At 64.4% G+C, this 21973-nt stretch carries 21 protein-coding genes, 1 tRNA gene and 2 pseudogenes; 6 read left to right on the forward strand and 18 right to left on the reverse strand.

All coding sequences use genetic code 11. The features are described 5' to 3' along the window. Positions 1–140 precede the first annotated feature (140 nt). The 3 genes from HMPREF9153_RS03280 to HMPREF9153_RS03290 all read left to right on the forward strand — a co-directional run bounded on the left by HMPREF9153_RS03280 (position 141) and on the right by HMPREF9153_RS03290 (position 1358). Positions 141–536: a hypothetical protein gene (locus HMPREF9153_RS03280; RefSeq protein WP_138237400.1), complete on the forward strand. Its 396-nt coding sequence runs from the start codon at positions 141–143 to the stop codon at positions 534–536. Between the two features lie 55 nt (positions 537–591). Further along, positions 592–1215 carry a hypothetical protein gene (locus tag HMPREF9153_RS03285; RefSeq protein ID WP_004809348.1) on the forward strand — a complete coding sequence of 208 codons (624 nt, stop codon included), beginning with the start codon at positions 592–594 and terminating at the stop codon, positions 1213–1215. Between the two features lie 72 nt (positions 1216–1287). Further along, positions 1288–1358: transfer RNA gene (locus tag HMPREF9153_RS03290), tRNA-Gly, on the forward strand. Positions 1359–1533: 175 nt separating this feature from the next. Here the strand turns inward: HMPREF9153_RS03290 and HMPREF9153_RS03295 are convergent. The 3 genes from HMPREF9153_RS03295 to HMPREF9153_RS03305 form a co-directional block, all read right to left on the reverse strand. Beyond that, a complete protein-coding gene (locus HMPREF9153_RS03295; RefSeq protein WP_004809349.1) occupies positions 1534–2226 on the reverse strand; it encodes a DUF5808 domain-containing protein in 693 nt (230 codons plus the stop codon). Continuing rightward, positions 2223–2570 carry a PadR family transcriptional regulator gene (locus HMPREF9153_RS03300; protein WP_004809351.1) on the reverse strand — a complete coding sequence of 116 codons (348 nt, stop codon included), beginning with the start codon at positions 2568–2570 and terminating at the stop codon, positions 2223–2225. The genes HMPREF9153_RS03295 and HMPREF9153_RS03300 overlap by 4 nt, the downstream gene beginning before the upstream one ends. Before the next feature lie 126 nt (positions 2571–2696). Then, complete coding sequence (locus HMPREF9153_RS03305; protein WP_004809352.1) at positions 2697–3704, reverse strand: nucleoside hydrolase; 1008 nt, start codon at positions 3702–3704, stop codon at positions 2697–2699. Positions 3705–4089: 385 nt separating this feature from the next. Between HMPREF9153_RS03305 and HMPREF9153_RS03310 the strand changes: the two genes are divergently transcribed. Then, complete coding sequence (locus tag HMPREF9153_RS03310) at positions 4090–4539, forward strand: hypothetical protein (protein WP_171023425.1); 450 nt, start codon at positions 4090–4092, stop codon at positions 4537–4539. Between the two features lies 1 nt (position 4540). On the opposite strand, the pseudogene HMPREF9153_RS11750 reads toward HMPREF9153_RS03310, so the two are convergent. Further along, a pseudogene (locus HMPREF9153_RS11750) lies at positions 4541–4678 on the reverse strand (thioredoxin); the annotation flags it as partial. 234 nt (positions 4679–4912) lie between these two features. Here HMPREF9153_RS11750 and HMPREF9153_RS03315 point away from each other — a divergent pair. Then, on the forward strand, positions 4913–5389 hold the full coding sequence (locus tag HMPREF9153_RS03315; RefSeq protein ID WP_002514506.1) for a cupin domain-containing protein: 477 nt from the start codon (positions 4913–4915) through the stop codon (positions 5387–5389). 102 nt (positions 5390–5491) lie between these two features. Here the strand turns inward: HMPREF9153_RS03315 and HMPREF9153_RS03320 are convergent, their stop codons facing one another. The 6 genes and pseudogenes from HMPREF9153_RS03320 to HMPREF9153_RS12870 all read right to left on the reverse strand — a co-directional run. Continuing rightward, a complete protein-coding gene (locus tag HMPREF9153_RS03320; RefSeq protein WP_002520710.1) occupies positions 5492–6136 on the reverse strand; it encodes a TetR/AcrR family transcriptional regulator in 645 nt (214 codons plus the stop codon). Next, positions 6133–7926 (reverse strand): ABC transporter ATP-binding protein, encoded by a 1794-nt coding sequence (locus HMPREF9153_RS03325; protein ID WP_004809366.1) that lies wholly within the window; start codon positions 7924–7926, stop codon positions 6133–6135. Before HMPREF9153_RS03325 ends, HMPREF9153_RS03320 begins: the two co-directional genes overlap by 4 nt. Next, the gene (locus HMPREF9153_RS03330) at positions 7923–9743 is read right to left on the reverse strand and encodes an ABC transporter ATP-binding protein (RefSeq protein WP_004809368.1); all 1821 of its coding nucleotides are present in this window, start codon (positions 9741–9743) and stop codon (positions 7923–7925) included. The genes HMPREF9153_RS03325 and HMPREF9153_RS03330 overlap by 4 nt, the downstream gene beginning before the upstream one ends. Beyond that, the gene (locus HMPREF9153_RS03335; protein WP_306425472.1) at positions 9740–10378 is read right to left on the reverse strand and encodes an MptD family putative ECF transporter S component; all 639 of its coding nucleotides are present in this window, start codon (positions 10376–10378) and stop codon (positions 9740–9742) included. The genes HMPREF9153_RS03330 and HMPREF9153_RS03335 overlap by 4 nt, the downstream gene beginning before the upstream one ends. Beyond that, positions 10330–11817, reverse strand: coding sequence for an ABC transporter ATP-binding protein (locus HMPREF9153_RS03340; protein WP_004809372.1), 1488 nt, complete (start codon positions 11815–11817; stop codon positions 10330–10332). The genes HMPREF9153_RS03335 and HMPREF9153_RS03340 overlap by 49 nt, the downstream gene beginning before the upstream one ends. Before the next feature lie 623 nt (positions 11818–12440). Next, positions 12441–12569, reverse strand: a pseudogene (locus HMPREF9153_RS12870) (energy-coupling factor transporter transmembrane component T); the annotation flags it as partial. A gap of 311 nt (positions 12570–12880) precedes the next feature. Here HMPREF9153_RS12870 and HMPREF9153_RS03350 point away from each other — a divergent pair. Further along, positions 12881–13564: an EcsC family protein gene (locus tag HMPREF9153_RS03350; protein WP_004809377.1), complete on the forward strand. Its 684-nt coding sequence runs from the start codon at positions 12881–12883 to the stop codon at positions 13562–13564. A 30-nt stretch (positions 13565–13594) separates the two neighbouring features. On the opposite strand, the gene HMPREF9153_RS03355 is transcribed toward HMPREF9153_RS03350, so the two are convergent. From HMPREF9153_RS03355 to HMPREF9153_RS03385, 8 genes are all read right to left on the reverse strand, one after another. Further along, positions 13595–14866, reverse strand: a complete 1272-nt coding sequence (locus HMPREF9153_RS03355; protein ID WP_004809380.1) for a threonine/serine exporter family protein — start codon at positions 14864–14866, stop codon at positions 13595–13597. 78 nt (positions 14867–14944) lie between these two features. Beyond that, on the reverse strand, positions 14945–15649 hold the full coding sequence (locus tag HMPREF9153_RS03360) for a hypothetical protein (RefSeq protein ID WP_004809381.1): 705 nt from the start codon (positions 15647–15649) through the stop codon (positions 14945–14947). Next, positions 15646–16998 carry a hypothetical protein gene (locus HMPREF9153_RS03365; protein WP_004809383.1) on the reverse strand — a complete coding sequence of 451 codons (1353 nt, stop codon included), beginning with the start codon at positions 16996–16998 and terminating at the stop codon, positions 15646–15648. Before HMPREF9153_RS03365 ends, HMPREF9153_RS03360 begins: the two co-directional genes overlap by 4 nt. After that, positions 16998–17732, reverse strand: coding sequence for an ABC transporter ATP-binding protein (locus HMPREF9153_RS03370; RefSeq protein ID WP_002514516.1), 735 nt, complete (start codon positions 17730–17732; stop codon positions 16998–17000). Before HMPREF9153_RS03370 ends, HMPREF9153_RS03365 begins: the two co-directional genes overlap by 1 nt. Continuing rightward, positions 17733–18122, reverse strand: coding sequence for a hypothetical protein (locus HMPREF9153_RS11760; RefSeq protein ID WP_080564853.1), 390 nt, complete (start codon positions 18120–18122; stop codon positions 17733–17735). Between the two features lie 233 nt (positions 18123–18355). Then, complete coding sequence (locus HMPREF9153_RS03375) at positions 18356–19765, reverse strand: dihydrolipoamide acetyltransferase family protein (RefSeq protein WP_080564887.1); 1410 nt, start codon at positions 19763–19765, stop codon at positions 18356–18358. Positions 19766–19816: 51 nt separating this feature from the next. Next, positions 19817–20812, reverse strand: a complete 996-nt coding sequence (locus HMPREF9153_RS03380) for an alpha-ketoacid dehydrogenase subunit beta (RefSeq protein ID WP_004809430.1) — start codon at positions 20810–20812, stop codon at positions 19817–19819. Further along, on the reverse strand, positions 20812–21867 hold the full coding sequence (locus HMPREF9153_RS03385; RefSeq protein WP_171023426.1) for a thiamine pyrophosphate-dependent dehydrogenase E1 component subunit alpha: 1056 nt from the start codon (positions 21865–21867) through the stop codon (positions 20812–20814). Before HMPREF9153_RS03385 ends, HMPREF9153_RS03380 begins: the two co-directional genes overlap by 1 nt. Positions 21868–21973 lie beyond the last annotated feature (106 nt).

The following is a 21973-nucleotide window of genomic DNA, read 5'->3' on the forward strand; positions in this document are numbered from 1 at the left end:
GCAAGCGCGGTCGTCATCGCCATGACCAGCTGTTCGGACGGGGATGCCCCGAGCCAGGCGAGCACTCCGGCAGCAAGCGCGCCGACGTCGTCTGCCCCCTCCCCCGCCAAACCCCCTCGGTGACGGCCGAGAATGCCTCGGTGACGTATGAGAGCGTCCTCGTCGAGCTCACCGGGACCTTCCGTGATCCTGAGCATCCCTGGCGCCTGGACGACAGCAAGGTCGGGTTCACGCCGTCCGGGTCGAAGTGCGCATACAGGTCCGTGACGTGGACGACTGACGAGGGACTGGAACCTCTGCTCAAGGCCTCGCACTGGGAGGGTGACATCGCCGACTCCGTGCAGGATCGCCTCGACGAGGTGGGATTCTTCGAGCAGCAGGTGGACGGCACGACGGTCCACGCGAGCGACGAGTCCGGAGCCGTACTCACCATGATGTCGACTGGATCGACGACGTCGATGCACGTCACGACGACGGCTTCCACATCGGGCCGGTCGTCATGCAAGGACTTCCCGATCGACGTCCCCGATCCGTGATCATGGTTGCGTCGCCAGGTGCGGTTAGGCTTGGTGCCACACCGTCAGGAGGATCGTGATCGAACAGCCCGCAGACCCGCAGCCCCGCCATGCAGAGCCGGGAGACGCGTCGGCGCGCGTAGAGGAGACTCAGCCGGTGCGTACCAGTGCCGCGACGATCGGCACCCTTCCTCCCCCGGAGGACCTGGAGACTCAGGCGAAAACCTCGGCCACGTTGGGGCACATCGCAGCTGGTCTGTACTACGTCGCAGCCGTGGCTGCTGCAGTTGCCCTCCTGGTGGCGTGGTGGCAGTCGATCCACATGCGCACCTTCATCCAGGCGACCCACCTCATGACGTGGACCCATCCGAGACCGGGATCGTTGGCGTCAGTACTGCTGGCGACCGCGATGATGTGCATCGCCGGGAGCATGGTGGCCATGCCGGGAATCCTCGCGGTCAACACCTGGCTAGGACGTCCCTGGGTGCGCTGGGGCGCCATCGGTGGCGTCGTGGTCGGATGTGCCGCCGTGACCCTGAACTGGGTGGCGTGGATCGGAATGCCGTTCCTCGTCACCGCCGGTGTCATCGTCTGGTTGCCGTCGGTGCGCCGGTGGATGGATTCGCAGCGTCCAAAGCCGCCCGAGACCCGCCGCCTCGATGCCCCGGTCATCTACGGCCGCGTTCCGCAGCATTACTGACTGGCCCGGCGGGGTGAGTCGCACTGATCTGACGAAGTACGCTAAGCTATGACGAGTCTCCCTGGGAGACATGCGGGCGTAGCTCAATGGTAGAGCGCCAGCTTCCCAAGCTGGACACGCGGGTTCGATTCCCGTCGCCCGCTCTCTTCATGCCCCTTTTCCGGTGATGACCTCGACGGCGAGGATGGCGACCATGGTGTTGTTGACCACCGGGATGAACTAGTTGAAGGACCTCGCCACCGCGACTGCGATGAGCAGGATGCTGAGATCGCAGCCGCAGATCGGAGGTACTTCACGGTGGAATCCTATGTGACGCATTCACTCCCCGAACTGACGCGCCTTCCCGCCTTGTGTGAGTGCCTGTGCGACCCCGTCCAGCGCGACCTTGACCGTTCCGACCAGCACTCCACCCATGACGACCGGCGCCAGCATTGCTCCGACAACCGCGAGGGGCTGACGGCTCCCGGGACGACGAATCTCTTTGCGGGCAGCCAGATTGGCCATGATGATGACGGTCTGGATCCCCATGGCCTGGGCCGTCGCCGCGATGTCAGCTCCATCCTCCTTCCCGACCCAGCGCGGGTAGAGGGCTGCCGCCGTGGTGGCTCCGGCAGTGATCAGGGTTGCGATCACACCACCCGTATATCGGTTGGGTTTGCCACCGAGGGACCACGACGTCGCCACCCGGTCAGCCTTGACGAATCCGAGTGTCATGCTGCTGGCGAGACCGGCCCCAACCCACGGCGCTGCCACCAGACCACGTCGAAGTTTCTCGGGGACGTATTCGTTGAGGTCGGGTAGGGAGTCGTCGGGGCGGATGAGCCCCAGGCGCACGGCGACGGCGCCCAGATTGAGATCCCATCCGATGCCCACGGCTCGAGGCACCAGCAGGTGCGGGTTCTCAGGTTCGAAACCGCGCAGCGCGATGCGGGAGCCGCTCCCCCACGGCGCACCGATGGGGATGCCGAACAGGCTACGCACGCCATCATCGTCTCGAGTCCAGAGGTTCATGATCTCTCCTTGCCAGAAGTGTTGTGGTTGTCGTTGGTGACACGGTCGACGGCGGCTGCGATGCGCGACCACTCATCGATGAGCTCTGTCAGGTGGCCTCGACCGGCGGCAGTCAGGCGATAGATCTTGCGCGGAGGCCCTGACGGCGACTCCTGCCACTCGGTCGAAACCAGATCACCGCGACGCAGTCGGTTGAGCAACGGGTACAGCGTCCCCTGGGACACGCCCAGATCCGTCTCGTTCTCGAGCCTGTCCACGAGTTCCCCTCCGTAGGACGGTTTGCTCGCCAGCAACCCGAGGACGACGAGTTCGAGCGCGCCCTTGCGCAGTTGTCGTTCCGCCACGCTTTTCCTCCTCAACCAAGTAGCTTGGATAACACTGTACCTTGCATTGCAAGGTAGTCCAATGAGGCATCCTGCCTGCTCTTACCAGAGGCCCGTCAGACCGCTCGTTCCAAACGCCACCTGATCTCAGCGTCCGGCGCCCAGCCCCTCCCGCAACGTCGAGATGAGGTGCTCAATAAACCGTTCGGCATCGACGTCACACAGCAGGTCGACGTTGGGCTCCTTGCCCCACCGCCCCAACTCGTCACCCACGGTCTGACCACGGGTGAGCGTCCCGGTCAGCTCGACATCGACGGCCAGTGGCCGCGTCGTCGCAAACCTCCCGGTCACCGCGTTGGCGACGACGAGCGGGTCGTGCAAGTATGCACACCATCCCAACCCGTCAGCCTCGTGGAACTCGAAGTAGAACCTCAGCGCGTCGGCCAGGACTTTCACAACCGGATGTTCCCCTAGCTCCTCCACGGCCCGACGATCCCTCTCGTCGAGACGGATGACCTCAGTGGCCTGCAACGCCCCAAGCACCACCCGTTTGGACGCCTTCCCCCATGCCTCGAACACCTCATGGCCGGCCTCCGGGTCCACCGCGATGTTCCACTCGCTCGTCGGGCCGGTGTTGCCACGATGATTGATCGCTCCACCCATGACGTGCAGCCCCCGCAACAACTGCGGCAATTCCGGTTCTTCCCGCAGCGCCAGCGCGAGGTTCGTCAGCGGCCCGGTGACGATGCCGACCAGCTCGCCGGGGTATTTCCGGGCAAGATCCACCCACATTTGCGCACCGCTGCGCCCATCGGGGTCACGTCCGCAGTCCCCCAGCTGGGCATACCCCAAACCGTGGGGTCCATGGGTCTCCTCGGCGGTCATCACCGGCTCGACGAGGGGCGCGTCCGCCCCACGCGCCACCGGGGCATCCATCCCGAGCAGCTCGGTCAGCCCCAGGGCATTGCGCAGCACGTCGTCCTGACCGACATTGCCAGCTGTCGTCACCACCCCGACGGTCTCGACGTCGTCGCGGCACGCCAGGTAGGCCAGCGCGAACGCATCGTCAATCCCGGGGTCGCAATCGATCAGAACCGGCAAGGAACGTGTGGACATGGCGTCAGAATAGAGGCCCTCCACCGCACCACTGACCATTGAGTCGTCCCACCTCACCTTTTGCTGAGGCTGTTCGGGCTGGCCAGAGCGCCTTTACCCCAAGACTCGCGCATCCGCGTCCGCGTGTCCTGCCCCCCTTCATTGTCCAACGGGTACATGCCACACATTTCACTGTCCCTTGGCACCGCCCGGCCCGAATCTTGGAAGGATCATGATCGACTGGATGGACCTCATCATCCGTATCGGAACCAGCGTCGGCCTCGGAACCCTCACCGAGATAGGAGGCGACGGATTCGGTGCAACTGATCCCCATGTCCGCTGACATGTCTTGCAGCATCCCCGGTCCGGCCTGGAGCCCTCGGTTTGGTCGTTAGCCTTCCTGGAGGACACTTGGCCTTGTCGGAGCAGGTCGTCAGCCACGTGCGTGACGATGCTGGCGAGCGAGTGTGAGGAAGTCATGACCGTCGAGGAGAAGGAACCGTCCCGCGCTGAGAGGATCCTTGCGGGCACCGTCGCGTTCACGGTCTGCATGGTTGTGGCGTTCGCGATCGTGGCGATCTTCATCGGTTGGCGCTGGTCGCTGAGGATGTTCGTCGGAGTCCTGCTCATCGGAATCCCCGGCGAGATCCTGCTGGAACTGGTTGGCGAGAACCGAATGTTCCCCCGCAGCGGAGGCAAACCGGGCCAGACGCGAGCTGCACGTTTGCTCATCCTGACGCCCATCCTCGCCGCGTGGGCTCTTATCGTCCTCGCCCTCACCGCCCTCGTCCAGCCGTGGTACGGCGCCGTCGGGGAAATGGCGTGGGTCATGGTGATCGGGATCCTCGCGATCCTCATCCAGGGGATCCGGGACACCCGGAAGAAGAAGTCCTAGCCCTCGCCATGATCACAGCGCCAAGACTCCTCCCTGGCGGCCTTTTGTACCTCTCACGCCAGGTGCTCAGGACGTCGGAGACCGCCGGTTGCTTGTCCGCGAGAACGCCGGGCTGGAACTCGTCGCCGTGGATCTCCATGTCGAAGTGGGCCGGCACAGCACGTACTCTCCTCTGGAGAGGCCTGGATCCCTTGGAATTGTCGAACATGTCGTCAGTTGGGTGGGCAGGATAGTCTGGCCACACTGGCCACATAGGCTGGACCCATCGAGATTGTGAGGCAATGACTGCCTTGCAGATACCAATCCGATCGGCGCGACCGGTCACTGGCCCACACCCGCAGCACGAATCTCACCAGGAAAGGAAGCGTTGACCATGAAGATCAACGACAACGGCCCCAAACCGAACGCCTTCGACATCGAGACCGCGACGAAGGAGAACACGAACTACCGCACCACCGCCTGGACCGGTAAGTACCTGCAGGTTACGCTCATGTCCATCCCGGTGGGAGAGTCCATCGGCCTGGAGGCCCACCCCGACACCGATCAGTTCCTGCGCCTGGACTCCGGCAAGGGTCGCTGCGTCATGGGACCGGCTGAGGATCAGCTCGACTTCCAGCAGGACGTCAGCGACGGCTGGTCCGTCCAGGTCCCGGCCGGCACCTGGCACGACGTCATCAACACCGGCGACGAGCCGATGCAGGTCTACGCCATCTACGCCCCGGTTCACCACACTCCGGGCATCGTCCAGGAGACCGCCGCCAAGGCTGAGGAGGACGAGAAGTCCGGAGCCGACGTCCCACCGGAGTGGAGCGTCCAACCCGACAAGACCGCTGACGATCTGCACGCCTGAGGAATACCATCAGTCCAGACCAGGCCGTCGTCGCCCTCGACTTGTCGAGGCGGGATCACGGGATGGGGATGCTGCAGGAGGATTCGCGGTCTGGGAATGCGATCACTTCTGTGCGACCGAGCCGGGAAACAGCCCGAGCTCCATGCCGGCGATGATGAACTCAACCTTGAGATCGAGGTTGCCGCGCTCACCCATCGACTGCACCCCGAACACATCCGGATGCCCTGCCGTCATCTCCCCGATCCTCTCGACGCCGGTCCGTCCTCCTTCATCAGCGGTCAGATAGGGCTGGATCGACACAAAGGTCTCCAAGGTGGTGTCCCCGACGAAGTCGAAGGCGAAAGCAGCCCCCTCAACCCCTCCGGGGACACCAAGCTCTGCCAGTCTCTGCACGATCGCCGCGATACGAGGCATCGCTGCCCCGAAGGCCTCTGGCTGAGCCATGAGCACCAGCGGAGCCTCTGGATACCGCTCGCACAACGCCCACTGGCGGTCGACAACCTGACGTAGGGCGTCCTGCCAATTGGAGACGTCGGGATCCGGCTCGATGTCCACCGCGATCTCCGCAATTGCGGCCAACTGCAATTCCTGACGAGAACTGAACTCCCGGTACAGGGCGGTGGCCTTCACCCCGAGACGATCAGCGACAGCCCTCAGGGTGAAGGTCTCGATGCCCTCGGCCAGGGCCGCGTCAATCGCCTGACGTCGCGTGAACGCAGGCTTGCGCCCTGGCCGTTTGCTGATCATTCACGGCCCACGAGCGACCACCCCTCGGCCCGCTCCCGGGCATGCCACAGATCGGCGTAGACACCGCCGCTGGCAATGAGGTCGTCATGGGTTCCCACCTGGCAAACCCTACCGTTGCGGTCGATGACGACGATGCGATCCGCCGAACGGATGGTGTCGAGCTTGTGGGCGATGACGAGGATTGTCGAGGACTCGCGCAGCTGGGACAGGGCGGCCTCGACGTGGGCCTCGTTCTCGGGATCGAGCGCAGAGGTGGCCTCGTCGAACAGCAGGATCGGGGCGCGTTTCAGCAAGGCGCGAGCCACCGAAACCCGTTGCCGTTCACCGCCCGACAGACGACGACCACCCTCACCGACGCTGGCATCCCATCCACCGGGCAGGCGAGCTGCGATCTCGTCGACCCCGGCCAAGGATCCTGCCTCCCAGACCTGCTCGTCAGTGGCATCCGGGTTACCGATGCGAATGTTCTCCGCCAGGGTGGAGTCGTAGAGGTAGACGTCCTGGAAGACCATGGCGAGCTGACTCATGAGCTGCTCGGTCGTCTGGTCGCGCACGTCCAGTCCGCCGACACGCACCGTCCCCAAGTCGACGTCCCAGAACCGCGCCATGAGCCGGAACAGGGTCGTCTTGCCAGCCCCCGAGGGGCCGACAATGGCCGTCAATCCCCCAGCGGGAGCAGCAAAGGTGACGTCATGGATGACGGGATGATTCTTGTCGTAGCCAAAGGAGACGTCCTCGAGGGACACCTCCCCGGGAGCGGAGAGCTCGACCGGGTGCGCAGGCTTGGGTAGCACCTCCGCCGAGAGGATCTCGTCCACCTCGCTCACCGGCTTGCGCGCAGTCTCGACGGACAGTGCTGCCGAGACGACGTCCTCCAACACCTTGGCGTAGCGCAGCGAGACGCCGACGAAAGCCACCGTCGCGACCGGGGCGAGGGTGCCGTCGTTGCCCATGCGAGCGGCCAGCACGATAAGAACGACCGCGACCACCTGGGCCCCCAGACCCGAGAGGAAGTTCGCCGTCACACCGAGCCCCAGACACTTACGGGCAGCGCGTTCATTGGCTCGACGGGCATCCCGGAGCGGCTCATAGCCCTCGGCTCGTCCGGCAGCCCTCAGCACCGGCTGAGTCTCGCAGAACTCGACGATGCGGGCAGCCAGTTCCTGCTCGGTCGGCTGGACCGCCGACTCGCCGCGCAGCCACAAGGCCCGCGACGCGATCATGATCAGATACATCGCAGGCATCGAGATGAGCAGGGACAGCCCCAACTGCCACGACCAGAACCACGAGAGCACCATCATGACGACGGTCGTCGCGGCACCGCGCACGAGTGGGGCGGTGAAATGTGCCAACCCCTCGCCCAGGTGCATGAGTCCTTGGGTGAGAAGGCGGGACAGGCGGCCGGGGAAATTCGACCGGAACCATCCCAGTGGCAGGCTCGCCACCTGGTCACCGATGCGCACGCTGAGCTTGCCCATGACGTCCATCGCGGCGAGATAACCGATCGTCGACTGGAAGTACGTCACGGCAGCCCCGGCGACGGCCAAGGCCGCGAGCACCCACACCCAGCCCTGCCAGGTCAGTCCCATCGAGGGCCCATCCTCGACGAATGCCGTGATCGTCGGGATGACGGCAAACAGGCCAACCCCCTCGAGGGCTCCCTGAAGACCTGCCAGCCACAGGGAACGACGAAACTTGGCAGCTCCTTCCTCGGTGAGTAGGGGTCGGAAGGTGTCCAGGAGCAGGATGTCGCCCGCCCAAGAAAGGCGGGAATCTGTGGTCGTGGTCATCGGGTGGCTCCTTTCATCACTCGTCCTGCCGACAGACGAGCCCAGTAGGGTTGATCCGCCAATTCCTCGGACGAACCACAAGCTGCGATGCCACCGTTCTCCATGACACAGATGACGTCGGCGCCAGCCACCGACTCGGCGTGGTGACCGATGGCGAGCACGGTGCGGCCCCGGGCCAGCGCGGCCAGGGCCTGCTGGATCTCCGCCTCGCAGTCAGGATCGGTGGCCGCCGTCGCCTCGTCCAGCACGAGGATCGGGGCGTCGGCGAGCACGGCGCGAGCAATGGACAACCGCTGCTTCTGGCCACCCGAGAAATCGGTGTCCTCCCCCAAGACGGTGTCGAAACCCTTCGGCAGGGCGTCAATGTCGTCAAGGATGTGGGCGGCACGAGCAGCCTCGCGCACCTGATCGTCGGTGGCGTCGGGACGAGCCAAGGTGATGACGTCACGAATGGACCGACGCTGCATGTACGGGTCTTGGAGGACGAAGGACACCAACCGGTAGAGGTCATTCTGGGCAAGGTCCTTGAGGTCGACCCCACCGATGCGCACCACTCCGGAATCCGGGTCGCGGAAGCGGGCGAGCATCGTCGCCAAGGTCGACTTGCCGGACCCCGACGGCCCGACCAGAGCCGTGACAGTTCCTGGACGCAGTGTCAGGTTGACATGACTCAGCGCCGGAATGACGCCGTCAGGGGTGAGGTAGGAGGAGCTGACGTCGTCGAAGGTGACCGTCATGTCGTCAGGAATCCGCACGCTGACCTGTGGATGGCTGATCTGCTCGATGGACAGCACGTCCTGCAGACGCAGAGCCGCGTTGCCGGCCTGTTGGTAACCCCATGCCATGTTGCCCAGTACCTCGATGGTGCGCGGCAGGACCAGGGCGATGAGTGAACAGGTGAGGACGTCGGTGACGCCCACCCAGCCGGCCTTGGCCATGAGCAGACCGAATCCCAGGTTGATCGCCATGAGAGCTGCCACCGAGATCACCGACAGAGACAGGGCCGACGCCTTGATGAGCGGGCCACACCAGTCCCAGTAGAACCGGGCGAACTCCTCGCAGGCCTCGGTGAAGCGACGATGGGCCTTGCCGGTCTGTCCGAAATTCTTGACGACGTGGATCCCCTCCGTCAGCTCGATCGCCGAGGACGAGATGTCGGCGAGCTTGTCGTCCATCTCGGCGGTCTTGGTGGCCATGTCTCGCATCGTCACCCACTGCAGCAGGGCGTAGATCGGGAAGGTGGCGATGGAGAGAAGTCCCAGCCGCCAGTCCACCACGAAGGCATAGACGAGCAGTACGACCGGAACTCCCACGGCTGCGGTCTGCTCAACGGGCGCATGGGCGACGAGCATGTGGATCTGGACGGTGTCGTCCTGGATGGCCTTGCGCACCCGACCGGTTGACGACGAGCTGAACCAGGCCAGTGGGGCCTCCGAAATGCGGTCGATGATGCGGTCCTGGAGTATGTTGCGCAGCTTGATGTCGGCGATGTGAGTGATGACGAGGGCCAACACGTAGAGCAGGGCCTGGAGGCAGAAGGCCATCCACAGCACATTGGCGGTGCGGGTGAGCGCCTCGTGGTCGACGTGATCACCCAGCAGGATCGCGCCGAGTTTCGTCAGGGCGACGTACGGGGCAAGGGCGACGATGCAGGACGCAATGACGAGGATCCGCGCGATCAGGACGTACTCGCGGATAGGTTTCATGATCGACGACAGGGCCTTGCCACCGGCACGGTGCTTGGCCTGGTAGTCGCGAATATCTTCCGGTGCGGCAGCGCCGGGGCACACCTGCGGGGACGTGGAGGTCTCGCTCACTTCGTCAGTCCTGCCCGCTGGAAATGCTTGCGACCCACCTTGATGCCCAACCAGCCACCGGCCAGCCCCAGCAGGAAGACGATGACGGCCCATCCCGCCACCAGGCCAGGTGTGAAGAGTTCCCGCATCTTGTTGGAGTAGTCGGCGCCCATCTGTTCGGTGATCATGGCGTAGTACTCGTCGGCATTCACGAGCATCGGGATGAGCGGCACGATCATCCACAGCACGAACACGGCATACCCGAGCATTGCGCGGCTCGTCGTGAGACGGGTGCTGCGGCCGGCCTTGGTGATGATGAGATCGGAGAGAAATCCGAGCACTATTCCGGCCGGGATCATCCAGATGGTGTGCCCCGGGCTCATACCGAGCCCGACGAGCAGACCAGTGATCGTCATGGTGCCAATTTTCGGCACCCGTGCAACTGACAACATGAGGACGATGCCGCCCAGCAGGATGCCCAGGATCCAACCGACGAACATGAAGGCCGGACCGGCGAGACCGATCATGCCGCAGGCGTAGAAGACGACGAAGAAGATCACCGCGAAGATGGCGATACTCACCAGGTCACGCGTTGTCAGACGGGGTTTCATGATTGTCCTTTCAGAGTGGTGATGTTGATGAGGTAGTCCCCGCATCGGGCCATGAGCTCCGGGTCGTGGGTGATGACGATGACGACCTTCCCAGCGGTCGCGAGGTCACTGACGAGGTCGGCGATCGAGGTGAGGTGACGAAAATCGACACCCGATGTGGGCTCGTCGAAGATGACGACCTCCTTGTCCTGGGCGATGGTGGCCGCCACGACGAGGCGCTGGGCCTGCCCACCGGACAGTGACAAGGGGTGACGGTCACGTTGGCCGATCAGATCGAGACGCTCCAGGAGCGCCGGGACGTTGGCGGCATCGCGTTGGCGCGGGTCCAGACCGAGGGTGACTTCCCGCTCCACCGACTCGCTGAACAGCTGGCGGCGGACGTCCTGCATGACCATCCCGCACGATTTCTGCCTCCTGCCGGTGCTCCACGGCTCTCCCATGCCGATACGGGCGCTGGGCGGGGATTTTTCGAGCCCGCAGATCAGTCGGGCCAAGGTCGACTTGCCCGCGCCATTGGGGCCGGTGAGGATCGTCACCGCTCCGGCCGGCAGGAAGAGGGAGTCGACGTCGAGAATCATCGGGCCAGGCCTGTAGGAGAAGGACAGGTGCTCGACCATCAGCCCAGTCGGGAGTTTTGGGCCATCGGTGTTGGAGGAGGCTGCGGCGGTCGGCGGCTCGGGTATGTCCACCGGGAGGACATCGAGGGCGCGGAGGCCACGCTCGGTCCGTTCCATGTCCGTCAGGCTGAAAAGATCATCGCCGGTCATGGTTTCGGCGACTCTGCCGTCAGAAATGCGATGAACGACGTCGACCATCCCACGGAAGAGGTGCAACCGATGCTCGGCGATGACCAGCGTCTTCCCGGAGGCCTTCAGCTGGGCAACGAGGTGGCGAAAATCGTCGATTCCCTCGGCAGAGAGATTCGAGGTCGGCTCGTCGAAGAGGAGCAGATCGACGTCAGTGACCAGGGCACAGGCACACGCGACGCGCTGCAACTCCCCTCCCGAGAGGGTGTCGAGCCGCCTGTCAAGCAGGTGTGCGATGCCGGTCTGGCCGACTGCCCGAGTCATGGCGTCGCGGATCTCGGACGGGTCGACCCCGTAGTTCTCCAGCCCGAAAGCCAGCTCGGTTCGCACGATGGAGGTGAAGAACTGGGTGCGAGGATTCTGAAAGATCATCGCCGAGGTGCGCCCGACGTCGTGGAGTTCAACCCCGGCCAGATCAGTGCCGTCCACCTCCGCCCTGCCACGCATGGTGCCCTCGAAAAACTTCGGGACGAGGCCATTCATCGTCCGCAGCAGGGTGGACTTCCCTGATCCTGATCCCCCGACGAGCAGGGTCAGGGTCCCGGACCGGATCGTCATGGTGATGTCCCGGAGCTGGTCCACGACCTCTCGGTCGGGCGTGGGGCCGTCGTCGAACGGGGACCCGTCGAGGTCAGGGACCGGGTAGGAGTAGGAGACGTCGGTCAGGCTGACGCTCATGCGATCACCTCGGTCACGCGCCAGGCAATCAACGCGCCCAAAACCATCAGCACGACGGCGTCACCGACACGGAAACGACTCGGGTCCAGGGTGGACCGGGATTTTTGTGCACCCAGCCCCTTGATGATGGCTGCGGCGGAGAGCTCGTCGGCGATCCGGGCAGCCGAGGCCAGGAAGGGGATGACGACGTATTCTCCCGTACGCAGCGGGTGGCGCATGGTTGAACGGGCGCCGGGTCTCAGGCCTCGCAGGGTCATGGCCTGGACGATCGCCCGCAGCTCGCGCACTGCCATCGGGAAGAACCTCACCACGACCATCACCGGGACCTGCACGACTCGCGGCGCACGCATCTGGGTGAGGACTGAACCAACCCGGGTGACGTCGAGAACCTTGATCGCAGCCACTGCCGAGCCGAAGACTCCTGCGAAGCGGAACATCCAGAAAGCGATGAAGACCAGAAATGCGGAGACAGCCGAGTGCCACAGGGCTGGAAGGGCGAAACAGCAGAAGACCCACACCAGGACGAAGACCAGCCACCCGATCCACGTCGTGGGGCGGGTCGTGAACACGAGTGACACCACGACGACGCCGAGGCAGGCCAGCACCAGAGGCGTCGACCCCGCTCCCATGAGAAGGATGTTGAGGACGATGACGTAGAGGAACAGGGTGCGTGGGTCCACAGCGCCGTGGAGCCCCCGAGTGCGGGGCCGATGGGTGGTGGTCACCGCGCTTCCGGCCATGGCGCGGGCCATCGGGAGCGGGTGGATGTCACCTTGTCGGGCCACGGTCACCTCGTCACAATTCATAAGGTAACCCTAACTCATTAGTTATCCTCGTTAACAAATAGGGGTTAGTTCATAATCTGACACGGAGGGACACCCATAGGCCAAACGGGCGGTCCTACTGGTGACGCTGGAGGGCACGCCACGTTCGGAGGAATCGCGGCCTCACGCAGGCACGATCACCACGGGTATTGCCCGACACCACCTCAACGCGAACAACCACAGGACTCGCCCTGCCCCCACGGCTACCCTTGAGGTGAGTTGATCGAGAGGAGACCCTCGTGGGAATCGGAAGCAACATCGGCAAGGCCCTGCTGGCTCAGGCACCCGACATGGCACCCGGCGCGGCCGTCTCGATGCTGCGCAGCATCCTGGGATTCGCCATCGACGGTGCCTCGTCGCTGCGGGGAGCGCGTCAGGCCGCTGGCAAGACCCTCACCAAGCACGACGGTGACGTCGAACAGGCCATCAACTCCCTCGTCAACCAGCACATCGCCATGGCAGGTGCACAGGGCTTCGTCTCCAACCTCGGTGGCGTCGTCACCTTGGCCGTGACCATCCCCGCCAACATCTCGGGCGTCGCGATCGTCCAGGCCCGCATGGTGGCTGCCATCGCCCACCTGCGCGGCTATGACCTTGACGACCAGCGCGTCCGGACCGCCATCCTCGCCACCCTCATGGGGCAGCGTGAGGTCGACAGCCTCATTCACGAGGAGAAGCTTCCGACGACCCCAATGGGCATCGCCACCGCCCCGGTGGGTGACGCCGATCTGGAGAAGGTCGTCGCCCGTAACCTCGTCAACGTCCTCATGGGCCAGGTTGCGGGCAAGAAACTGCCGGTCTTCGTCTCCAAGCGCGTGCCTGTATTGGGTGGTGGAGTCGGAGCCACCACCGACGGGTTCACTACCTGGAGCGTCGCTCGTTACGCCCGCAAGCAGTTCCCGACCCGCCGCCCGCGCGGCTGAGGCCAGGATCTGTGTTCGGTCCGGGACGCGTCAGAAGGTTTGCCGACGACGTGCCCCGGGCCGACGTGTGCGGCTGCGACGAAGCAGCCCGACAGCCCGCGCAGCCGTCGTGCCGATGAGCAGACCCAGCGCGATCGAGCCAATGATTCCCGTGGACTCCAACACCGTCGCGCCGGCCACCGAGGTGCCCGCGCCCAGCTGAGTCAGGGACACCAGACCCAGGGATCCCGGCACCAACAACCAGAAGCTCGGCAGGAAGAGCACCAGACGCGGTAGTCGCGGGCGATGCATCTCGATCACCGATGATCCGAAACTCGCCACGGTCGCTCCCAGCAGGCCGCCGCCCCAGGTTACCCCGGCAACCGTCTGGCCGATGATCTGGAAGGCCAGGGTGGTGGCCAACATGAGAGCCACCCACGGGACGAGGTATCTGGGTATCGACTCCATGAGACTCATCCCAGCGGTCAGGAGCAGGACGCCGAGGAATGGCACCCACAACCCTCGCCAGGGGATGATCTGGTTGTTGAGCTGGTCGACGGGGACCTTTGTCAGCCACGCCGCGCCGAGAACACCCGCTGTGAACATGGCCAACTGGGCGGTCCCGAACCCCAGGCGCGACGCACCCGACATCATCGCCCCTGCCGCCAGTTCAGCCACCCCGGTGACGATGAGGGCACCGGGAAGCAGCACCGCGATGGGTGGCAGCAGGCTTCGCAGCGTCCCCTCGATGAGTCCGAGTCGCGCGGCCCAGAAGGCACACAGTGCGACGACGAACGCGGCGAGGAACGGGGTGAGGACGGCCAGGGCCTGCCTCTTGCCGGACAACCACATGAATCCGGCGGTGACCTGACCGGCCAGCACGGAGAACAGCACGCTGGGCCACAACGGCTGCAGTACCAGGGCGATGCCCGAGGCGACGCACACCATGCCACCATGCAGACCCAGGCGCGGGTAACGTGGCGGGATGGAACGCAAGTCCCGCAGTTGCTCGAGGGCCTCGACCGGGCCGATGGTGCCGTCGAGGAGCTGCTGACGGATACGAGCTGTGGTGGCGCTCTGGTCCAGACGGATGGTTCCTTCCACCGATTCGAAGGTTGCGGGGGTGCCACCTCCCAGGCTCACCACGACCCCGGTGGGCCAACCCTGTACCTGGACGTCGGGGCATCCCAGGTACCGACCGACGCTGCGGGTGTCGGCCTCCACCTCGTGCACCGGCTGACCACCGGCGATACCGGCTGCGGCAACGTAAGCCAGCAGTCGGCGGACGCCATTTTCGTCGAGCTCGTCCACTCCAGGCCCCATCGTCGATACCGTCGCCAGGATCAATCGTCGCGCACCTTGGGCCCTTCGGCACGCCAGTGGCCGAAATCAATATACGGGTCAGGGACGTAGGGATTTCACTCCGCCCAGCCCTCGTGCATACCCGACAACCCCGAGGAGGGCACAGACGGCAGCACACACCACAGCCACAACAGACACCCCCCGCATACTTCCCTCGACGGCAGCTGTTTGTCCTAGATAGCCGCCGGGGAGAAATCGCAGGAAGGTGTTTGACTGCGCGACGACCATGATCAGGTAGGCAAGGGGGCCGCACAATGGCCCACTTTTGCGCGACAGCACCCCCGTGGCAAACAATGCGACACCGGTGCACAGCAGGCAGGTGACCGAGAACCCGATGAATGGAGACCACGGCAGCTGAAACCGCGCGGGCATTTCCGGTACTAACACGGAATCACCATCGGGTATTAATTCGACGGGAAGCGACCGCAGTATCCACCCCGTGAGCAGTGGAAGGGCAGCGGCGCACAGGCATATCCACAGCCCCATTGACCCATACCCAATTTCCAGGGAGCGAATCGAAGCTCTCTCGACCCACCCCATGCCCGACGAGACGCACCACATGATGGTGGCGCAACCGACCAGACTGGTCAGCTCGAGACCTGTCACAGGGCGATCCCACACGTTCCCCGATGCCACCGACAGACGCGTCTTCCACAGGAAAAAGGCCACGACAACGGCCGCAACCGGCACGGCAACAAGGGCTACGGCATGGCGCCCTTTCAAGAAAGTCACGATGCTCATCATCGGTGCAGATCGCTGGAGGTCAACGAGCACCCCTCGATCGCCTGACGATGGTGCGTGTACCACTGGCGAAATGCGGTGACATCCATGCCGTCAAGGTCATTTCGTTCCGAACTTGGCGCATCATCATACTGGAATCCAGCCAGCCGAAGAATGGTGCGTTCCACGGAATTAACGCCGTCGAAGGCCTCGATCTGCTGGGGTGTCATCTCTGTAGAGAAAGTACATGCGTCTTGACCGGAAAAAGACTGAGCCAGACCCTGAGCCGTCATATCCGATAATTGTTGCGCAGAATCATATACGGTCGCATGTCCGAGATCCATGACGAACTGCTTGCTGCGTGCGTGGTATCCAGGCTCAGCAAGTAGGACGTCGTGAGGTACCGCCGTAGGCGGCATGACGGACACGACGCGCTGAGCGGGTTGCGCGTAGGACAAGGCGAGACTGCGATGTGCCGGCATGACGCACACCCGTACGTCTTCGTGTGACGAACACCCGAAGGCCAGTGGCGCATCGCGGAACAACGGCACTGGCATGACGACCCCCAGGGCAGCGATGATGAGCGGTGGGGCGACCAGGGCCACACATGGCACCACCCGACGCCACGTAAAACCGCCGGAGCGAACCGTGGACCAACGGCTGGCAGCCAGGATGCACGAGACGGAGACGATGCAAAAGAAGATGGTGCGCATGGTCACGGCCGAGGCCGTGGCGGTGTGGTTGCCACTCGGCTCTGCCATGTCCATGGACCACGCGAAGGCCACCGAGCCATACCCGGTGTTGGCAAAGAGATTCTCGTTGACAAGGACCGGTATTCCGACCACAGCGATGCACACAACCGGCGCCACCACCCACACGATGGGGTGGGACACCATCGCGGCTACCAGGTGAGCAACGGCCACCAGAGCCGGGAAGGACAGCAGAACGACGATAAGGTCTGCGACCTCGGGGGCAGTCGGGGATGCGTTGATCCAGGCCTTGACGACCAGGGGCGCCGCAACGACAACGGTCCCGATGAGCAGGGCCGCCGCCTGACGCCAGAACCAGTGCCAGTGGATGCTGAGAATGGACCTTGCCGGAGCAACCCCGACAATCATGTCCGACGGTGCCATGCGGGCCGCCGATCCTGCCCCGATGAGGCCGGCCACGATGGCCCACAACATACTGGACTCCCGGATGGTGACGGTGACGTCCTGCACCTGCCACACTCCCCAGGACCATGATCCTCGCAGCGCAATGAGACTGCAGACGGCACCGCTGGCCGTTACGAGAATCGCATACCATGATGCGAAGGGGAATGCCACGCGGTGGAGACCACGCAACGGGCGTATATCCCGGGGCGACACGGACATCAGGCTGCCTCCCCGAGGAGGGTGAGGTACCCAGCCTCAGCATCGTTGGCGTTACGGACTGGATGCTTTTGACCAACAGATTCCAGGTCAGAGTACGAGCCCTCGAAGATCAACTCTCCCTCGGAAAGGACGGCAAGCTGCGACACGAATTCCTGGAGGTCCTCAAGCAGGTGCGTCGAAACGATGACCGTCCGATCCTCGGCAAGTTCACCGAGGAGGGATCGCACCCCGATCCTGGATGCCGGGTCGAGGCCGACTGTCGGCTCATCGAGCAGCAGCACAGCCGGATCTCCGACAATTGCACACGCGATTCCAAGCCGCTGGCGCATTCCACCCGAAAGAGACTGGACGCGATCATCGGCGCGGTCGACAAGCCCCACACGATCAAGGGCCGCACCTGCCCGTACACAGCACTCCCTCGGTTCAACTCCTCGCGCCCATGCCGCATATTCCACGGCCCTCCGGATGCGAAAATGCAACGGGAGGGAAAACCGCTGGGGCAAGAATCCGACCATACTACGAATGGTATTGACGTCATCGCTGACATCGACACCATTCACCCGAAAATGACCGGACTCCGGTTCCCGTAGTGTTGCGAGAATACTGAGAAGTGTCGACTTTCCAGCCCCATTCGGGCCGAGCAACCCCCACAACCCAGAGTCAAACTCACAGGAAATATCGACGAGGCTACGCCGACGACGATACCGGTGCGATATGTGCTCGAGTTCGATCATTCATCCGACCCGAGTGTAACCCGATTTCGTCTGGGCTCCAGTCGAACTATCAACCCTGGTATAGACATCCCAGCCGTGCTTACCATGACCAGTAACGGTCAGGGATGCATTCTTTACATTAGTCCTGCGTGCGGATGCCATACGACTATCCGGCCAATGCGAGATCTGGTGATACTCAGCGACTGCCACGGATCCTACGGTGTCGGCGCAGCTCTGACGCCCACCAGTCCCGGACATCGTCGTGCCATGCTGGACAGGCTTATTTGCAAACAAAGAACAATGGCTTGCGTTAGCCTGCCCGGCGATCATCGTCATCCCAGCGCTCACCGTCATAACACCTAATACGATAGTAGAAACCAGCTCCTTGCGAGATCTCACCTCCATCACCATTTTCTCAACTAAAGATGCCACGCGGCTACATAGCCATAATCCATACCTTCAAGGCAGCGGTCATACTATCACGTATCCACCCCTGTGGCCAGTTAACCCGCTGCGACCTGTCGTACCAGTGAAGACACGAGGGCACAGCAGTAGCGCCATGGCGCGTGACGATCACACGCTAAAACAACCTCGTCCGCGGTGAAAACACCGCACTGACATCCTCGACCAGCGGCCAAGGTCGATCAGTACAGCATTGCCGAGGCCGGGTCCGAGAGAATCTCCGCAACGTCATGGAGGAAGGTCGAGCCCTCCTCGCCGTCAATGAGGCGATGGTCGAAGCCGAGGCTCATCGTCGTCACCCACCTGGGCACGACCCTTTCGTCGTCACCCGTCCCCACGACCCACGGACGTCGAGCGATCGTCCCGAGAACGAGGATCGCCGATTCGGTGCGGTTGACGACCGGGGTTCCGGCGTCGAGCCCGAAGACTCCGACGTTGGTGATCGAGAAGGTGCCGTCGGTGTAGTCGGTGGGCTGGAGCTTGCCCTCCTTGGCGATGGCGACGATGCGGGTGATCTCCTCGGCCAGCTCGAGCATCGTCATGTCCTGGGCGCTGCGCACCACGGGCACCATGAGGCCGCGCGAGGTGGCCGCGGCGATGCCGAGGTTGATCTGGTCGCGGAAGACGATCTGGTCGGCGGCGTCGTCCCAGCGGGCGTTGACGACCGGGGTGCGTCCCATCGCCAGGCACACCGCCTTGCACCAGATGGTCAGCGGGGAGACGCGCAGTCCCTTGAACCTGCGGTCGGCACGCAGCCGGTCGACGAGGTCCATCGTCGGGGTGACGTCGCAGGTGAGGAAGGCCGTCACGAGGGCCTTGGTGTCCAGGGAATCCTTCATCGCCTTGGCGGTCACCTTGCGGACGCCGCGCACCGGGACCCTGCGAGTGTGGCCGTCAGGCTCGGTCGGGGCACCGCCGAGGAGACGACGAGACATCACCGACAGGGTCGCGAACTCAGCGTCGCCAGCAGAGGCACCGACGACAGGTGGCTCAGGCGCGGCTTGACGACCGGCCTCCGCTGCCGCCTTGACGTCGCTCCTCGTCACCGCCCCCTGCGGGCCGGTGCCCGTCACCGTCGCGAGGTCGATGCTTAGGTTGGCAGCCAGTCGTCGGGCCGGTGGCTTGGCGAGGACATGCCCGGCGCGGTCCATGCGCGGCGGGTCCTGGCGGCTGGGCTGTGTCGGCTGCGCAGGTTCGGGAACGGGCTCGACATCAGTCTCTGGGCCGGTCTTGAGGGTCGGCGTCTGGGGGGCCTTCTCGGGTGCCCTTTCAGCCGACACCGCAGCTCCCCTGCGCCGACGGCGTCGACGTCCTGACTCCGCGGTCAGGTGACCGACGAGGAACTCCGGCTCGTCCTCGGGTTGGTCGTCGGAACCGTCGTCAATGGTCACCAGTGGCTCTCCCACAGCCACCGTCTCGCCGGGCTCGGCACACAGCTTCGCCACGGTCCCGGCGAAAGGGCTGGGGAGTTCGACGATCGACTTGGCCGTCTCTACCTCGCACAGCACGTCGTTGATCTTGACGATGTCACCGGGAGACACCCGCCAGGAGACGACCTCTCCCTCGGTGAGCCCTTCGCCCGGATCGGGCATGCAGTAGTTCTTCACGTGAATACCTCGTGATCGATGTCGGACGGACGGTGGTCAGTAGGCCAGGGAACGGTCGACGGCGTCGAGGATCCGGTCGACGTCGGGGATGTGCTCACCCTCGGCCTTGGCCGGCGGGTACGGGGTCGACCACCCGGTCACACGCAGAACCGGGGCCTCCATGACGTAGTAGAGCTCCTCGCCCAGGCGTGCCGCCATCTCCGCGCCAATGCCCTGGGTGCGCGGCGCCTCCTGGACGACAATCGCCCTCGTCGTGCGCCGTACCGACTCATAGACGGTCTGCATGTCAAGCGGGGAGAGGCTGCGCAGATCGACAACCTCGAGCTGGCGTCCCTCCCGGGCAGCTTCCTCGGCAGCGTCCAGGCAGGTTTCTACGAGGGGCCCGAAGCACAGCAGGGTGGCGTCGGCACCGGGACGGACGATACGCGCCTCGTGAAGGCCGAGTTCAGGGGCCTCGGAGACCTCGCCGCGGGTGTAATAGCGACGCTTCGGCTCGAAGAAGATCACCGGGTCGGGGGCCTCGATGGACTGACGCAGCATCCAGTAGGCGTCGTCAGGGTTCGAGCAGCTGACCACCTTGAGGCCCGGGGTGTTCGCGTAGAACCCCTCCGGGGACTCCGAATGGTGTTCCGGAGAGCCGACACCACCGCCGAACGGGATGCGGATCGTCACCGGCAGGGACCACCGTCCGCCCACGCGGGCGCGATACCTGGCCAGCTGGGAGACGATCTGGTCGAAGGCAGGGGCGTTAAAGCCGTCGAACTGCAGCTCGACGCAGGGACGGTAACCACGCATGGCCATGCCGATGGCGGTTCCGACGATGCCCGACTCCGCCAGCGGGGAGTCGATGACCCGACGGCCGCCGAACTGGGTCTTGAGGCCGTCGGTGATGCGGAAGACGCCGCCCAGGGTTCCGACGTCCTCCCCCATGATCACCACGTGGTCATCGGCGGCGAGGGCGTCGACCAGGCCCGCGTTGAGGGCCTTGGCCAGGGTGGTCTCCCCCTGTGGGCGTGCACCGTTGTCGCTCATCAGTTGTCCTCCCCCCACGAGGAGATCTCCTCGGCGTCGGCCAGGACGTCGGGGGTCGGCTCGGCGTAGACGTCCGACATGAGCTCGGCCATGACGGGCGTGGGGTTCTCGTGGACAGCGGCGCGAACCTCGGCCCCGAAGGCCTCCTCGCGCTCAGCCAGACCGTCAAGCCATTCCTGGTCGATGTCCCCACGATCCTGCAGGTAAGTCTGCAGCCTGAGGATGGGGTCGGTCTTTCCCCAGATCGCCTCCTCATCGGCGGTTCGGTATCGGGTGGGGTCGTCGGTGGTGGTGTGAGCACCCATGCGGTAGGTCCACGCCTCGACGAAAACTGGCCCCTTTCCACTGCGGGCATGGTCGAGGGCCGCTCGCAGCACGGCCGTCATGGCGACGACGTCGTTCCCGTCCACCTGCACCGCCGGAATGCCAAAGCCGATCGCGCGGCGGAACAGGGACGTCGGGGACTGCACCGTTGTCGGCTCCGAGATGGCCCATTGATTGTTGACACACACGAAGACCACAGGAGCGTTCATCGAGGCCGCGAAGACATAAGCCTCGTTCGTGTCCCCTTCACTCATCGCCCCGTCACCGTGGAAGTCCAACACGGCAGCCCGAGCGCTTCCGGACTCGACGTCGCGCTGAATACCCATGGCGTAGCCGACGGCATGCAGGGTGCCCGACCCGATCATCACCGGGTAAGCGCTGAAGTGTGTGGCGACGGTGTCCCAGGCGCAGTGCGCCTTGCCACTCCAGGAGTCGAGGATGTCGGCGACGCTGACCCCCATCGCGTGGGCAAGCCCCTGCTCGCGGTAGGTCGGGAAGACCTGGTCCCCGTCACCCAGTGCCAGCCACGCACCGGCCTGAGTGGCCTCCTGGCCCATGTGTGGAGGCCAGAGGCCGAGCTCTCCGTGACGCTGCAGAGCAGTGCCCTCGACGTCGAGACGCCGAACCATGACCATCATCTCGAGGGCCTTGACGAGGTCCTCGTCGCTCAACTCGACAGGGAAGTCAGGATGGGGGGTGAGGCGTCCCTGGTCGTCGAGGATCCGCACCATTGCAGGATCCGGACGATTGACGGGATGGCGTGTTGCCGGCGGGACGAATGGGTCCGGATCGCCCTCGTCGGCACTGCTGGTCTCGGTCACATCTTCCTCCTGGTCG

Source organism: Cutibacterium avidum ATCC 25577 (assembly GCF_000227295.1).
In the GTDB taxonomy this organism is placed as follows: Bacteria; Actinomycetota; Actinomycetes; order Propionibacteriales; family Propionibacteriaceae; genus Cutibacterium; species Cutibacterium avidum.

Excerpts from the sequence above, each read along its gene's own strand:
- HMPREF9153_RS03295 (WP_004809349.1), bottom strand. The coding sequence starts at position 2,226 with ATGAACCTCTGGACTCGAGACGATGATGGCGTGCGTAGCCTGTTCGGC.
- HMPREF9153_RS03305 (WP_004809352.1), bottom strand. The coding sequence starts at position 3,704 with ATGGTCAGTGGTGCGGTGGAGGGCCTCTATTCTGACGCCATGTCCACA.
- HMPREF9153_RS03315 (WP_002514506.1), top strand. The coding sequence starts at position 4,913 with ATGAAGATCAACGACAACGGCCCCAAACCGAACGCCTTCGACATCGAG.
- HMPREF9153_RS03320 (WP_002520710.1), bottom strand. The coding sequence starts at position 6,136 with ATGATCAGCAAACGGCCAGGGCGCAAGCCTGCGTTCACGCGACGTCAG.
- HMPREF9153_RS03325 (WP_004809366.1), bottom strand. The coding sequence starts at position 7,926 with ATGACCACGACCACAGATTCCCGCCTTTCTTGGGCGGGCGACATCCTG.
- HMPREF9153_RS03335 (WP_306425472.1), bottom strand. The coding sequence starts at position 10,378 with ATGCGGGGACTACCTCATCAACATCACCACTCTGAAAGGACAATCATG.
- HMPREF9153_RS03340 (WP_004809372.1), bottom strand. The coding sequence starts at position 11,817 with ATGAGCGTCAGCCTGACCGACGTCTCCTACTCCTACCCGGTCCCTGAC.
- HMPREF9153_RS03355 (WP_004809380.1), bottom strand. The coding sequence starts at position 14,866 with ATGGGGCCTGGAGTGGACGAGCTCGACGAAAATGGCGTCCGCCGACTG.
- HMPREF9153_RS03360 (WP_004809381.1), bottom strand. The coding sequence starts at position 15,649 with ATGATGAGCATCGTGACTTTCTTGAAAGGGCGCCATGCCGTAGCCCTT.
- HMPREF9153_RS03365 (WP_004809383.1), bottom strand. The coding sequence starts at position 16,998 with ATGTCCGTGTCGCCCCGGGATATACGCCCGTTGCGTGGTCTCCACCGC.
- HMPREF9153_RS03370 (WP_002514516.1), bottom strand. The coding sequence starts at position 17,732 with ATGATCGAACTCGAGCACATATCGCACCGGTATCGTCGTCGGCGTAGC.
- HMPREF9153_RS11760 (WP_080564853.1), bottom strand. The coding sequence starts at position 18,122 with ATGGTGATGGAGGTGAGATCTCGCAAGGAGCTGGTTTCTACTATCGTA.
- HMPREF9153_RS03375 (WP_080564887.1), bottom strand. The coding sequence starts at position 19,765 with ATGCCCGATCCGGGCGAAGGGCTCACCGAGGGAGAGGTCGTCTCCTGG.
- HMPREF9153_RS03380 (WP_004809430.1), bottom strand. The coding sequence starts at position 20,812 with ATGAGCGACAACGGTGCACGCCCACAGGGGGAGACCACCCTGGCCAAG.
- HMPREF9153_RS03385 (WP_171023426.1), bottom strand. The coding sequence starts at position 21,867 with ATGGTGCGGATCCTCGACGACCAGGGACGCCTCACCCCCCATCCTGAC.